The organism is Snodgrassella alvi (assembly GCF_040741455.2).
Taxonomy (GTDB): Bacteria; Pseudomonadota; Gammaproteobacteria; order Burkholderiales; family Neisseriaceae; genus Snodgrassella; species Snodgrassella alvi_E.
This window is the reverse complement of sequence record NZ_CP160328.2, coordinates 1,285,663-1,298,636: the sequence shown is the minus strand read 5'-3', so window position 1 is coordinate 1,298,636 and position 12,974 is coordinate 1,285,663. Positions and strand designations below refer to the sequence as shown.

General features: G+C 46.2%; 12 protein-coding genes. 2 read left to right on the top strand and 10 right to left on the bottom strand.

What is annotated here, in order from left to right; all coding sequences use genetic code 11:
* Positions 1-215 precede the first annotated feature (215 nt).
* From ABU615_RS05840 to ABU615_RS05805, 8 genes are all read right to left on the bottom strand, one after another.
* On the bottom strand, positions 216-959 hold the full coding sequence (locus ABU615_RS05840) for an SDR family oxidoreductase (protein WP_370388694.1): 744 nt from the start codon (positions 957-959) through the stop codon (positions 216-218).
* A 180-nt stretch (positions 960-1,139) separates the two neighbouring features.
* Positions 1,140-1,466 (bottom strand): carboxymuconolactone decarboxylase family protein, encoded by a 327-nt coding sequence (locus ABU615_RS05835; RefSeq protein ID WP_367486563.1) that lies wholly within the window; start codon positions 1,464-1,466, stop codon positions 1,140-1,142.
* A gap of 24 nt (positions 1,467-1,490) precedes the next feature.
* A complete protein-coding gene (locus tag ABU615_RS05830; RefSeq protein WP_100141191.1) occupies positions 1,491-1,889 on the bottom strand; it encodes a cupin domain-containing protein in 399 nt (132 codons plus the stop codon).
* A 183-nt stretch (positions 1,890-2,072) separates the two neighbouring features.
* Positions 2,073-2,198 carry an RHS domain-containing protein gene (locus ABU615_RS05825; protein WP_367430377.1) on the bottom strand — a complete coding sequence of 42 codons (126 nt, stop codon included), beginning with the start codon at positions 2,196-2,198 and terminating at the stop codon, positions 2,073-2,075.
* A 213-nt stretch (positions 2,199-2,411) separates the two neighbouring features.
* Positions 2,412-2,801, bottom strand: a complete 390-nt coding sequence (locus ABU615_RS05820; protein WP_367486565.1) for an Imm50 family immunity protein — start codon at positions 2,799-2,801, stop codon at positions 2,412-2,414.
* Between the two features lie 21 nt (positions 2,802-2,822).
* Entirely contained in the window at positions 2,823-3,737 is a 915-nt protein-coding gene (locus tag ABU615_RS05815) for an RHS repeat-associated core domain-containing protein (protein ID WP_370388693.1), read from the bottom strand.
* A 160-nt stretch (positions 3,738-3,897) separates the two neighbouring features.
* Complete coding sequence (locus tag ABU615_RS05810; RefSeq protein WP_370388692.1) at positions 3,898-4,200, bottom strand: hypothetical protein; 303 nt, start codon at positions 4,198-4,200, stop codon at positions 3,898-3,900.
* A complete protein-coding gene (locus tag ABU615_RS05805; RefSeq protein WP_370388691.1) occupies positions 4,193-8,569 on the bottom strand; it encodes an RHS repeat-associated core domain-containing protein in 4,377 nt (1,458 codons plus the stop codon). Before ABU615_RS05805 ends, ABU615_RS05810 begins: the two co-directional genes overlap by 8 nt.
* Before the next feature lie 166 nt (positions 8,570-8,735).
* Here ABU615_RS05805 and ABU615_RS05800 point away from each other — a divergent pair, with 166 nt between their 5' ends.
* Both ABU615_RS05800 and ABU615_RS05795 read left to right on the top strand, forming a co-directional pair.
* The gene (locus ABU615_RS05800; protein WP_267403927.1) at positions 8,736-9,176 is read left to right on the top strand and encodes a MerR family transcriptional regulator; all 441 of its coding nucleotides are present in this window, start codon (positions 8,736-8,738) and stop codon (positions 9,174-9,176) included.
* Positions 9,177-9,275: 99 nt separating this feature from the next.
* Positions 9,276-9,686: a GNAT family N-acetyltransferase gene (locus ABU615_RS05795; RefSeq protein ID WP_370388690.1), complete on the top strand. Its 411-nt coding sequence runs from the start codon at positions 9,276-9,278 to the stop codon at positions 9,684-9,686.
* 245 nt (positions 9,687-9,931) lie between these two features.
* Here ABU615_RS05795 and ABU615_RS05790 read toward each other — a convergent pair whose 3' ends face one another.
* A complete protein-coding gene (locus ABU615_RS05790) occupies positions 9,932-10,129 on the bottom strand; it encodes a (2Fe-2S)-binding protein (protein WP_100140779.1) in 198 nt (65 codons plus the stop codon).
* 166 nt (positions 10,130-10,295) lie between these two features.
* The gene (gene gyrA / locus ABU615_RS05785; RefSeq protein ID WP_369608628.1) at positions 10,296-12,899 is read right to left on the bottom strand and encodes a DNA gyrase subunit A; all 2,604 of its coding nucleotides are present in this window, start codon (positions 12,897-12,899) and stop codon (positions 10,296-10,298) included.
* Positions 12,900-12,974 lie beyond the last annotated feature (75 nt).

Here is a 12,974-nt window from a genome sequence, read left to right as displayed (position 1 = left end):
AACAAATATTTAATTGTAATAAAAATACTATAAACTTTTTAAAAGCTTATTGATATGGTATTGATCTGTAAAATGCACTATTAAATAATAAGTTAAACTAATTCAGTAATTATTGTTGATTTCTGCAGTAACAAATTAAATTGATATACAAAAAGCAAAAGCATAAAGCTTTTGCTTTCGTATTTACTACAAATATTGTATTCCAGATAATTTGATTAAGCTTGTTTAGTTGGATAGATAGTCAGCTCACTAATATTGGTATCTTCCGGCTGCTCAATGGCAAAGTTAACAGCACGAGCAATGGCTTCAGGGCTGATGCCAACCTGATTGTATAATTGAGTCATACTTTGCAGCACATTTGCATCAGAAATACTTTGTAACAGCTCTGTATTGATCGCTGCAGGATACAAAGTAGTAGTACGGATATTGGTTTGTTCAGTGGCACTTTCCTGCCGGATAACTTCCATCAGATTACGTACGGCAAATTTAGTTGCGCCATAAACACCACAGCCCATGAAGCTTTTCAAGCCAGCAATTGAAGAGGTAGTAATGATATGGCCAGATTTCTGTTTCGCGAAAATAGGCATGACCGCAGCAATTCCATTTAGCACACCCTTCAGATTAATATCAATCATATTATTCCAATCGTTTGTCTGAAGAGCACTGATAGGGGAGTTAGGCATAATACCGGCGTTATTAAATATCACATCTACACCCTGAAAATGTTTTTTAGCCAGCTCAACTAATGCATGCATCTCTTCCGGCTGGCGCACATCTGTAACTTGATAAACGGCCTCACCGCCAGACTGAGTAATCTGTTGTTGTAGTTGTTGAAGCTGTGATTCGCGGCGCGCAGCAAGTACGACTTTTGCTCCGTTTTGAGCTAGTAAGCGTGCAGTTGCTGCGCCAATACCTGATGATGCACCGGTTATGATGACTACTTTATTTTGAACTGCCATGTTTTACTCCTTTGATTAGTTCCGTTTAGTGCTCAAACACCGATTGCTGTTTTGATAAGATTAAATGACAAGTATATAAATATTAGCTGGCAAATTAGCTATAGTGTCTGAGCTTAAGTTTGACCAGGGAAAAATTTCAAAATTATCAAATATCTGAATACATTTGAAGTTTAGCGCAAATTACTTTTCATTGTCTTGATAAATTTGCTTGGCTAGATTAAATGCAGACCAAGCCTTCGGCCAGCCCACATAAAAGGACAAATGAGTAATAATTTCAACAATTTCATCTTTGGTGATGCCATTTTGTCTGCCAATATTCAGATGGGCACTTAATTGCTCGAAATTACCGGCACAGATTAATGCTGAAATAGTAATCATGCTGCGCTGATGTGCTGGCAATTGTTGTTCTCGTGACCAAACTTCACCAAATAAAACATCATCATTAAAATGAGCAAACTGAGGTGCAAATTCGCCTAAAAGTTCATGACCTGCTGTCTGTTTTTTCATTGCTGTACTCCTGTAGATTAAAAATTACAGAGCGTTGTAATCGCTGCTTGCTACGGGTTCCAGCCATTCGCTTTGACCTTTGGTAATGGCCACATGACTGAACCAACTATCTTTCGTTGCTCCATGCCAATGTTTGACTCCCGCATGAATAACCACAACATCGCCAGGATTAAGTAATTGTGCCGGTTTGCCTGCTTCTTGATACCAACCCTGACCGGCAGTAGCAAGTAATATTTGATAGCCATTTAAATGTTTGTGCCAATGGTTGTGGCAGCCTGGCTCGAAAGTAACATTGCTAACGTCTACATCGACATTGTCATCAATAGCGGCCAGATTAGCTAAATAGCTCTGACCAATAAAATATTGAGCATAGTTGATATTTTCTTCACCTAGTGGAAAGATTTGTTTAAATGATGAATTCATGGTGTTTATCTTGAAATGTTTTGATGATTAAGTATAAAACTTCAAGTTCACTTTAATTCAAGTATTTTTTATTGAGCAAATATTTCATGATTAATCACCATTTTTAATCTAAACATATTAGTAGGCAACAGCACATTTCAATGTGTTGATGTACTTCCAATTTCTAAGATGTTTTTATATTGTCTAAGCGTATCTTAATAATTGCGTAGATTTATCCCACAGCTGATAGCTGCATGCCCATACAATGTGACCGTCTTCATCAGTAAGTTCTTCTGGGGCACCGTTGACATCGGTGTGGTAGTACAGCACTTTTTGTTCCGTGCCGGTGGTGATAATTATCCATATCAGTGGTTTAAATTTCTAAAACCCGAAGCTTCTTGAGAATTAATAAGACTTACTTTCTGCGTATTTATAAATGCGTATAAAAATTAATTATTATTTGTTATATGATATAATCATTATTTGAAAAAAATGAAATAGCTAAAGTTATATATATAAATAAAATCTAATAGAATTTAAGTTCTAATCCCATCGTATATCTATATAAGGAGTTATATTATCTATTGTTAAAAATTTGGATTTACAGTAAAGTTGGAATTCGCCATGTTTAATTGTTATTTCAGAATAATCGATTGAAGAATTGATTTTTGGTAAACAAAAAAATCCAATTTTTGTTCCAGATATATTCATTTGAATAATCTCATTAAAAATAATTGTTAAATTCAATGCATTAAACTCTAATTTATCCCATTTTTTTGGATGAGTTTTTGGAATTCCTTTGCATATTAAATTACATTTTAATTCTGAATTTTTTTCCAATGAAATACTATAAAGTTCAAATAATTCAATGTCGAATTCATTATTAAACATAAATTGAATTTTTTCTTTACCTATTGCATTTTTGTACCACATATTGATACCCTTTTAAAAATTTTAATGACCATGAGTTCTTGGAACATACCCCGTATTTAGATTATCTGAAGATCTAATATTAAAGTGTGGCTCTGCTCCATGTCCTTTTGTAGCTTTAATATGTCCTAAGCTATGCTCCTGAATAAAAATTGAATTTTTGTTTTTGTCAATAAATTCGTATTGTCGAGTTTTGATTGGCTGTCCATTTTTACCAATAATAAGATTGCCATAACCATCCTTTAAAAAGGGAGTGGTGATACTTTTAGGTTGTTGATTCATAGGAATATTAGCATCGCGCTTAGCTTGTCGAAATGCATCTCTCCGACTTTTACCATTGTACGACGTTTTTTTAGTTTTTGTATTAGCACAACTCCAGCCCCACGGATCAATCCACATCAACCCATTAGGCGCATACTGATACAGATTAAACCCACCCAGCAACCCAATCGGGTCCGGCTGTGTGAATCTGCCTATATCAGGGTCATAATACCTGAAAGTATTGTAATGTAAGCCCGTTTCTCTGTCTAAATACTGCCCCTGATACCTTAGGTTCTGTTGTATCTGGCTGTGTTCGATTTCCTGTATCGGCTTGCCCCACAGCTGATAGCTGCACGCCCATACAATATGACCATCTTCATCAGTAAGTTCTTCCGGGGCACCGTTGACATCGGTGTGGTAGTACAGCACTTTCTGTTCCGTACCGGTAGTGGTCTCTACTCTGGCTAAGGGTTCATAGCCGCTTTCATCAGTGTAGATATAGACGCTTTTGCTTCTGTCAGTACGGGTTTCCTGAATCATTCTCAGCCCGTCCCACAGGAAACGGGTACGGTTGCATGCTTTGCCCGCCCGGTCTATCTGGTGTTTTTCGATACGTCGGCCTAAGGCATCGTAGACATAGCCGTAGCGTTCGGTACAGTTTAATTTTTCGATACGCACTTCGGTCAGGTGGTGTTCGGCATCGTAGTGGTAATACTGGGTACCGCTGGCGGTCTGTTTGTGGTCGGTACGTCAGTGTTCGTCGTAGGTATAGCGGAGACCGAAACTAAATTTTTGATTCTACGTTTAATAATAAATGATGTTTTAATTTTTATATCATTTAAAATGGTAGAACTCCCTTTATACTAGAGAATTTTTGTACATTTATACCCAATGATTTAAAATAATTTAATGCATCTGATATATTTATAAATTCCTTAATTTCTTCTTCACCATAATCTTCAATAATTTCTATTTTTTTTTCCATGATATGAAAAATATAGGTATTATATAAACCATTTTTCTTTTTCAGTGCATATTGAAAAAAAAATCGCTCACCTTCTACCTCCTTTATTTCATCAAAACCTCTAACCTTACCTTGCTCTATAGCAGCAATTATTTTTTCTATTGAAACGTTATTCATCAATATCTATCCTTACCATTGTTCCATCCTTACGTTTAATATTTATGTGTGGTAAAGATCCATGTCCAGTTCCTTTTGGATCATCATGGCCGTATACTCTACCAGTTTTGGAATCGATTGGATAATCTTTTCTATAACGTACTTTTCCATCTTTTTTCTTAAATTGTTCAATTTTATGCTTTTTTCTAATTCCAGAAGCGTCTTGTGAACCGATACCTCTTACTTTTTGCGCGTTTGGAAATGCTTGTAATAATAAATTATTAGCCTCTTTCTTTGATTTTACAGTTATTACAGTTCCTTGAGGTCCTTCTTGTAAAGATTTTATACTTTTAAAGCACGAAAATTGCTTTACATTTAACCCCCACGGATCAATCCACATCAGTGAGTTAGGCGCATACTGATACAGATTAAACCCACCCAGCAACCCAATCGGGTCCGGCTGCGTGAATCTGCCTATATCCGGGTCATAGTACCTGAAAGTATTGTAATGTAAGCCCGTTTCTCTGTCTAAATACTGCCCCTGATACCTCAGGTTCTGTTGTATCTGGCTGTGTTCGATTTCCTGTATCGGTTTGCCCCACAGCTGATAACTGCATGCCCATACAATGTGACCGTCTTCATCAGTAAGTTCTTCCGGGGCACCGTTGACATCGGTGTGGTAGTACAGCACTTTCTGTTCCGTACCGGTGGTGGTCTCTACTCTGGCTAAGGGTTCATAGCCGCTTTCATCAGTGTAGATATAGACGCTTTTGCTTCTGTCAGTACGGGTTTCCTGAATCATTCTCAGCCCGTCCCACAGGAAACGGGTACGGTTGCAGGCTTTGCCCGCCCGGTCTATCTGGTGTTTTTCGATACGTCGGCCTAAGGCATCGTAGACATAGCCGTAACGTTCGGTACAGTTTAATTTTTCGATACGCACTTCGGTCAGGCGGTGTTCGGCATCGTAGTGGTAATACTGAGTACCGCTGGCGGTCTGTTTGCTGTGGGTACGGCCGTGTGCGTCGTAGGTGTATTGCAGGCCACGAAAGTGGAGTAGCTGGTTAAAGCGTATCAGGTTCTGGTTGTCGGTACTGCTGTCTTCGTTGCGTCTTTTATCCAGCAGGTTGGCAGCGGCATCGTATTGCAGGGTTTCCCAGTAGGCCTGGTTGCGGCAGCTTTCGATACGGCCGGTGCGGTCATAGTGGTAATCGGTCTGTCCTTGCCGGGTATGTTTTTTACTCACCAGCCGGTCGAGGTTGTCGTACTGGTAGCGGCGGTCGGTAAGGATGTCGGGCAGGATGGTGTTGTGGCCACGCCGGGTCTGTTTGTGTTGCAGGCGGCTGTTGCGGTCGTATCTGAATTCGGTGTTCAGTTGTCCCTGGCTACGCAGGACTTCGCGATGTAGGCGGTCGCGTTCGATGTCGGTGATGGTGGTGCCGTCGAGGTTGATTTGGTGCAGATGGCCGGAACCGTAATAGAGGTTGTTGAGGGTACGGCCATCGGGCAAGGTGGTGGCGATGCGGTTGCCCAGTTGGTCGTACTGATGGCTGAGGGTGCCTTGTGCGGTGGTTTCGCTCAGCAGGTTGCCGATGATGTCGTAGCGAAAGGTGATGATGTCTGCTTCGGCCTCGGTCGGTAAGCCGGCTTTTTTGTAGCCGACTTTGATGAGGTTGTCGGCGGGGTCGTACTGGTAGGCGGTGTTGCCATCGGGGGTGTGTTTGCCAATCAGTCGGCCGATGGCATCGCGTGTGAAGCGGTGGGTGATTTCGGCGGGGCTGCCGGCAGCAAAGTGAACGGCACTGACGTTATCCAGCTGATCGTAAGTCAGCTTTTGTTTACGTCCGCCCAGATCGGTCTGTTCGGTTAGGCGGTCGCCGGCGTCGTAGGTGAATTGGTAATGCTCGCCGTTTTCGTTGGTTAATGTAGTCAGCCGGCTATAGGTATCATAGTGAAAGCGGATGCTGCGTCCGGCGCTATCGGTGCGTCGGTGCACCAGTCCGCGCGGGTCCCGATGGTAATGGGTGGTGTGGCCGGCGGGGTCGGTATAGGTCAGTAATTGTCCTGCTGCATTGACGCTGAAGTGTTCTTGGCGGCCATCGGGCAAGGTGGCGCTGATAAGGTCGCCGGCGGCGTTGTACTGGTAGCGGCTGCTGTTGCCGATGGCGTTGGTGATGTCGGTCAGGTTGCCATGGCGGTCGTAGCCAAGCTGGGTCAGGGAGCCGGAGCAGTCGGTATGTTGGATAAGCTGGCCGTTCGGGTTCCAGCGCAGGTATTTGTGCCCACCTCTGGCATCGGTGATTCTGGTTATTTGGCCGTGCTGGTCGTATTGGTAGCGGGTGCGTTGTTTTAAGGGGTCGATGACGGTCAGCAGGTTGCCGCGTTCATCATAGTAGTAGCGCCAGGTGCTGCCGTCGGGGTCGACGCTGATGGTGGGTAAGGCCCAGTGGGGTAACCACTGGGTCTGGGTGGTGCGTCCCAGTGGGTCGGTTTCGGCGGTTTCGCGTCCTTGTTCGTCATAGCTGTAGCGCCATTGTCCACCTTGGGCGTCGGTGACGCTGATGAGTTGTTGGTTGTCGTTCCATTCAAATGCGGTGGTGTGACCAAGGGGGTCGATGTAGCGGGTGATTTGGTAGACTTCGTTCCAGTAATGCTGGCTGATGCGTCCCAGGCTGTCTTTGACGGTGGTGAGGCGTTGCTCAATATCGTAGTGAAAGTGATAGTCTTCTTGTCGCTGGCCATCTGCTTCGGTCCAGTGATGGGTGACGCGCCAGGCGGTTTCGGCGGCATCGGCAAAGTAATCCCACTGGTAGTGGCAGTGCAGGCCGGTGGGCAGGCGGTGGTAGATGAGGCGTCGGCCGGTGTCGTAGGCAAAGGTGCGGGTGTGCCGCTGTTCGGCATCGATGACGTGTTGGAGGTCGCCCTGTGCGGTGTACTGGTATTGTGCCAGTACCCGGCTGTGGCCATTGGCCAGTTGCTGTTTGATGGTGGTGACGCGTTGTGGGTGCTGGGGATGCTGATAGTGCAGGGAGAGGCGGGTGCTGCGGTCGTTGTCGGTGATTTCGATGATGCGGCTGTGGCTGTCGCGGTAAAGAAGGAGGCGGTTGTCGTTGCGATCTTGAAGTGCGGTGAGGTAGAGGCGGTGGGGTTGGTTGGGGTCGGGCTCGAAGAGGCGGTAAAGGCCGTCGTCGTCTTCGATGACCCAGCGGTTGTGCTGGCCACGGCGGATGGTGAGGTTTTCGTTGATGCCGCGCATGCCTTCGCCGGGTTGTAAGGGGTCGATTTCGAGGCGGCGGCCTTGTTCGTTGATATAGACGGCGGCACAGGAGCCATCGGGCTGGGGGGAGATTTCGATTTCGACTTCGAAGCTGACGCTCCATCCGGCGCCGAACATGTTGTGGGTACGGGTGTCGACGCTGCTGTAGAAGCGTTGCCATTGGAGGGGCAGATGGGCGGGGAGGGTGAAGTCGAGCTCTTCGGTGTCGAAGAGGAGTTTGGCACCGGTGGGGAGGTGGACGGGGTGGCCGCGGGTAAATGCTTGTGCTATTTTGGCAGAGGCTAAGCTGGTGCCTGCATTACTGGCGATGGCCAGGACAAGACATTTGATTTTGGAACAGATTTTGCGGGGACGTCTTAAGGCTGAAACCACACCAATAAGCTGGGCAACGGGGTGTTTGCCGCTTCTGATTTCACGCACGACGATGGGCTCACCACCGATGCGTACGTTGCTGGATACTTTGACGCCGCCGGTATGGTCGTCGGTGACTTTGGCTTCGCAGGTGCTGCGGTCGTTGCTGCGTACGGCCGGCTGGCTGTTGATGTAGACCTTACTGGAACCTTCGGCCAGATATTCATCTGTGCCGAACGGATGCGGATGTTTGCGGCAAAGTATTTTGTCGTCATCTCTGGGTTCTGCTCTGGGATCGGGTGAGGCGACTGTTGGCCGAATAAATTCCTGGGCGATTTCTCCGGCTGCGATAAGTATACCTGCTATATCGGCGAAGTTTTCGGGCTGCTGTGGTTCTTCGCTGCTGTCACTTAGTTCAATGCTTTGATCTATGGCACCTGCGGCGCGGGCGGAAGCTTTGCCATTGGTGCGGGTATTGGGCGAGCCGGTTTTGATTTTGCCATCTTCGGAGGGCGGAAAGAGGCTACTGACCCAGTTGGAGAGGTTGGATACGATGGTATCACCACCTGAAATGGCCATGAGTACGCCGACAAGGACACTTAGGAGTAGTCCGCCGGTGGTGATGGTGCCGAAAATGGCAAAACCTACTGCGGCGGTGATGGCTGCATAGCATGCTATTTCTACAGCCGCACCAACGATGTCTGCGAGCATCGAGGTGTGTAATAGGATGTCCCCTTCGCGGGCGGCCCAATACGCATTGCCCATTCGTTAAGCCCCTTGATGAAAATATAGATGTGTATTGCTGTGTTTGTTTTTTGAGTTCGATGCTTTGTTTGTTGTTTACAATAAACTGTAAAATGCACTGTTAAATTAACATTACATTACATTTTATCATGTTTGATATTATGTATAAATAAGAATGGTGTTGGTCATGGATAAGATTACTTCTAATAGCCGGCAATTCAGTATTCGCACTTTTGCTAATTTGTTTGGATTAACTCCGGCGACTGTGCGGTATTATGAGAGTTTGGGGTTGATTTCTCCTCAGCGAGGTACGAATAAACGTCGGTATTTTACGCAGAAGGATGTTGAGTGGATGCGGTTTGTGCTGCATTTGAAGAATACGGGTATGAGTATGGCGCAGTTGCAGCAGTATGTGTTTTTGCGCAGTCAAGGAGATGAAACGATTTCAGAGCGCTTGGAATTGTTATTGCAGACACGTGCGGCGTTTATGCAGCAGCAGGCTGAGCTGGAGCAGCATGTACGGATTTTAAATGATAAGATTGACTGGTATCAGCAACGTAAGCGAGGTGCTCTGGGTGAGCAGGTAAGCTTTGCAGAATATTTAAGCAATATTGGTCATCATCTTTGAATGTTTGTTTGAATGAGGATGAAAGGTAAGAAGCTGATTATTGACTGGATGTATCGGAATCTGATAGATAAAATTATAAAAATTTAAATGGTTATAATAATGACTGATATTGTTTACCGTAATGATGTTAAGCCGTCACTGGCTGAAGCTACTGAGCTCTATAGTCACTGTACGTTGGGCGGGCGGCGGCCGATTGGTGATGAGGAGCGTTTTCAGTTGATGCTGGATAATGCTAATCTGATTATTACAGCATGGGACAAGGACAGGCTGGTGGGGATTGCTCGTTGCCTAACCGATTTTGTTTATGTGACTTATATGGCTGATCTGGCGGTGGACGAACGATATCAGAAGCAGGGAATCGGTAAACAATTGATTCGTGAAGTTCAGCAGCATACGCGGGCTGATGCGCAGGTTGTGTTGATTGCAGCGCCACAGGCAGTTGATTACTATGGTCATATTGGGTTTTCTGCTCATCCTTCGGCATGGACGTTGAATAAGCAGTTGAAATAATGTAAATACGTTTACTGTGCTGTGGTCTGGGGTGACGGCAGTTAGTTTAGTTGGCGGGAATGGTTCTCTGAATTGTTTTATTTTTGATGCTGGCTATCTGTTTTGTTACTGTATGGATATGCAAAGAGAGTGAAGAGTAGTTTTAGATTAATCTGGATGGTTTGAGTTTTTTTTAGTTTTTTGTCAGGTGCTATTTTTTTGTACTGCTAATTGATGAAATTAGGGTAATTCTGAGGTGTGGCTGTTTATTTAGAGTTGGGTTTGCTGCAATTGGTCTGATTTTCATGATGGCAGGATAGGAATGAGCTGGCCAAGTCTGCGCAGCAGCCGCAGCAGGTAGCGACACCAAGTTGTGCTTGTAAGTCAGTCAGGCTGCTTGCACCGGCAGCGACAGTTTCTTTTATCTGGCGATCAGTGATGGCATTGCACAGACAAACATACATAGTTTTTTCCTTTGAGTGTGACTTCTTTTTGTGGATAAAGATGATAGTGGATTTCATTATTATTATCAAGTAATGTGTGGCAATGAATTATTAATTCTGAATTTATTTGGACAGGTAAAATAAAGCCGACTTTAAAAGTCGGCTTTATTTTGGTTCACTGGAATCATCAGTTGTCGTGCGTATCCAGTGTATCTATTTCGGTATTGCTGTTTTCTTCTGCTTCGGCAATCCGCTCGAGGCTAACCAGTTTTTCGCCTTCATCGAGGTTGATGAGTTTGACGCCGGCAGCAGCACGGCCAGTAGCGCGTATCTGATCTACTTTGGTACGGATGAGTACGCCACCGCTGGTAATGAGCATCAGATCGTCGCTGTCGGCTACGAGGGTAGCGGCAACCATGTCGCCATTTCGTTCGCCGGTATCGATGGCAATTACGCCCTGAGTACCTCGGCCAGAGCGGCGGTAGTCGTCTACAATGGTGCGCTTACCATAACCATTGGCAGTGGCGGTGAGTACCAGTTTGTTGCCATCTTCTTCGGCATCGTAGGCCAATAAGCTGATCACCTGATTGTTTTCGGCCAGTTTCATGCCGCGTACACCGCGAGCGCTACGCCCCATTGGGCGGACGTTGTCTTCGCTGAAACGTACGGCTTTACCACCGTTGGAAAACAGCATGATATCGTGTTTGCCGGCAGTTTTAACGGCACCGATAAGGTGGTCGCCTTCGTCGAGTCCGAGGGCAATGATGCCGGCGGTACGCGGACGGGAGAAATCGATAAGCGGGGTTTTTTTAACGATACCCTGTTCGGTACACATGAAAACGTATTCGTTTTCGCTAAATTCACGTACCGGCAGTATGGTGTTGATTTTTTCGCCTTCTTCCAGCTGAATTACGTTGTTAACCGGACGTCCGCGGCTGTTGCGGCCGCCTTCAGGCAGTTTGTACACCTTTATCCAGTGGCATTTGCCTAGGCTGGTAAAGCACAGCAGGTAATCATGGGTATTGGCAACAAACAGGGTTTCGATGAAGTCTTCATCTTTGGTGGCAGTGGCCTGTTTGCCACGGCCGCCGCGTCGTTGTGCCTGATAATCGTCTGCCTGCTGAGTTTTGATGTAGCCGCCGTGGGTGAGGGTAACCACCATGTCGCGCTGCGGTATCAGGTCTTCATCAGCGATGTCGCCACCGAAAGCGTTGATTTCGCTGCGGCGCTCGTCTCCAAACTGTTGCTGAATGGCGGTCAGTTCGTCATGAATGATTTGGTTGATACGTGCTGGCTTGGCCAGAATGTCAAGCAAATCTAGTATGTTATCGAGTACACTTCTGTATTCATCAACAATTTTATCCTGTTCTAGTCCGGTAAGGCGTTGCAGACGCAAATCCAGGATGGCTTGTGCCTGTGCATCAGACAGGAAGTAATCATTGCCAATTAGTCCGGTATTGTCGGGTGCATCCTCTGGTTTCACCAGCTGCACATCGATGTCGCTGCGAGCCAGCATGTCGGCTACGAGGCCGGAACGCCACGGACGTGAGGTTAAGGCTGCTTTGGCTTCAGGTGGTGTGGCAGAAGCTTTAATGAGGGCGATGATTTCGTCAACATTAGATAAAGCAACGGCCTGTCCCTCAAGGATATGTCCACGTTCGCGAGCTTTGCGCAGGGCAAACAGGGTACGACGAGTAACGACTTCGCGACGGTGACGCAGGAATTCGCTCAGTATCTGTTTGAGATTGAGCAGTCGTGGCTGGCCGTCTACGAGCGCTACCATGTTGATGCCGAAACTGTCTTGTAGCTGAGTTAATTTGTACAGCTGGTTAAGAACGACTTCAGCGTTTTCGTTGCGTTTCAGCTCAATTACCACGCGCATGCCGGATTTATCGGATTCGTCGCGCAAATCAGAGATACCTTCAAGCACTTTGTTGTGTACGAGTTCGCCGATTTTTTCAACGAGTCTGGCTTTATTGACCTGATAGGGAATTTCATCAATGATGATGGCTTCACGGTCGTCGTGCTTACCAATGGGCTCGATGTGGGTTTTGCCGCGCATGATGACGCGGCCACGGCCTGTACGGTAGCCCTCACGTACGCCGGAAAGGCCGTAGATGATGCCGCCGGTAGGAAAATCCGGTGCGGGAATCAGGTCGATCAGTTCGTCAACGCTGAGGTTTTCGTTGGCCAGCAAGGCTTTGGCGCCGCCGATTACTTCGTTGATGTTGTGAGGCGGGATGTTGGTGGCCATGCCAACGGCGATGCCCGATGAACCGTTCACCAATAAGGCTGGAATCCGGGTAGGCAGTACAGCCGGCTCGTTTTCGCTGCCGTCGTAGTTTGGAATAAAATCGACGGTTTCCTGATCGATATCAGCCAGTAGTTCGTGCGCAATTTTTGCCATGCGGATTTCGGTGTAACGCATGGCAGCGGCACTGTCGCCATCCACGGAACCAAAATTACCTTGTCCATCCACCAGCATGTAACGCATAGAGAAATCTTGTGCCATGCGGACGATGGTGTCGTAAACAGCGGTATCACCGTGCGGGTGGTATTTACCGATAACATCGCCGACGATACGTGCTGATTTTTTGTAGGCACGGTTCCAGTCGTTGTTGAGTTCGTGCATAGCGTAAAGAACGCGGCGGTGAACCGGTTTGAGGCCATCGCGTACATCGGGAAGGGCTCGTCCTACAATTACGCTCATGGCGTAATCGAGATAGGAACGGCGCATTTCTTCTTCTAGAGATACTGCTATGGTTTCTTTGGCAAAAAGTGCATCTGACATAATGGCTTTATTACTATAGAGAGCATTGTTTATTTTACCATAGCGGCTAATGGTTTCTGACTATTTTTCTTTTTG

Excerpts from the sequence above, each read along its gene's own strand:
- ABU615_RS05840 (WP_370388694.1), bottom strand. The coding sequence starts at position 959 with ATGGCAGTTCAAAATAAAGTAGTCATCATAACCGGTGCATCATCAGGT.
- ABU615_RS05835 (WP_367486563.1), bottom strand. The coding sequence starts at position 1,466 with ATGAAAAAACAGACAGCAGGTCATGAACTTTTAGGCGAATTTGCACCT.
- ABU615_RS05830 (WP_100141191.1), bottom strand. The coding sequence starts at position 1,889 with ATGAATTCATCATTTAAACAAATCTTTCCACTAGGTGAAGAAAATATC.
- ABU615_RS05820 (WP_367486565.1), bottom strand. The coding sequence starts at position 2,801 with ATGTGGTACAAAAATGCAATAGGTAAAGAAAAAATTCAATTTATGTTT.
- ABU615_RS05810 (WP_370388692.1), bottom strand. The coding sequence starts at position 4,200 with ATGAATAACGTTTCAATAGAAAAAATAATTGCTGCTATAGAGCAAGGT.
- ABU615_RS05805 (WP_370388691.1), bottom strand. The coding sequence starts at position 8,569 with ATGGGCAATGCGTATTGGGCCGCCCGCGAAGGGGACATCCTATTACAC.
- ABU615_RS05800 (WP_267403927.1), top strand. The coding sequence starts at position 8,736 with ATGGATAAGATTACTTCTAATAGCCGGCAATTCAGTATTCGCACTTTT.
- ABU615_RS05795 (WP_370388690.1), top strand. The coding sequence starts at position 9,276 with ATGACTGATATTGTTTACCGTAATGATGTTAAGCCGTCACTGGCTGAA.
- ABU615_RS05790 (WP_100140779.1), bottom strand. The coding sequence starts at position 10,129 with ATGTATGTTTGTCTGTGCAATGCCATCACTGATCGCCAGATAAAAGAA.
- gyrA (WP_369608628.1), bottom strand. The coding sequence starts at position 12,899 with ATGTCAGATGCACTTTTTGCCAAAGAAACCATAGCAGTATCTCTAGAA.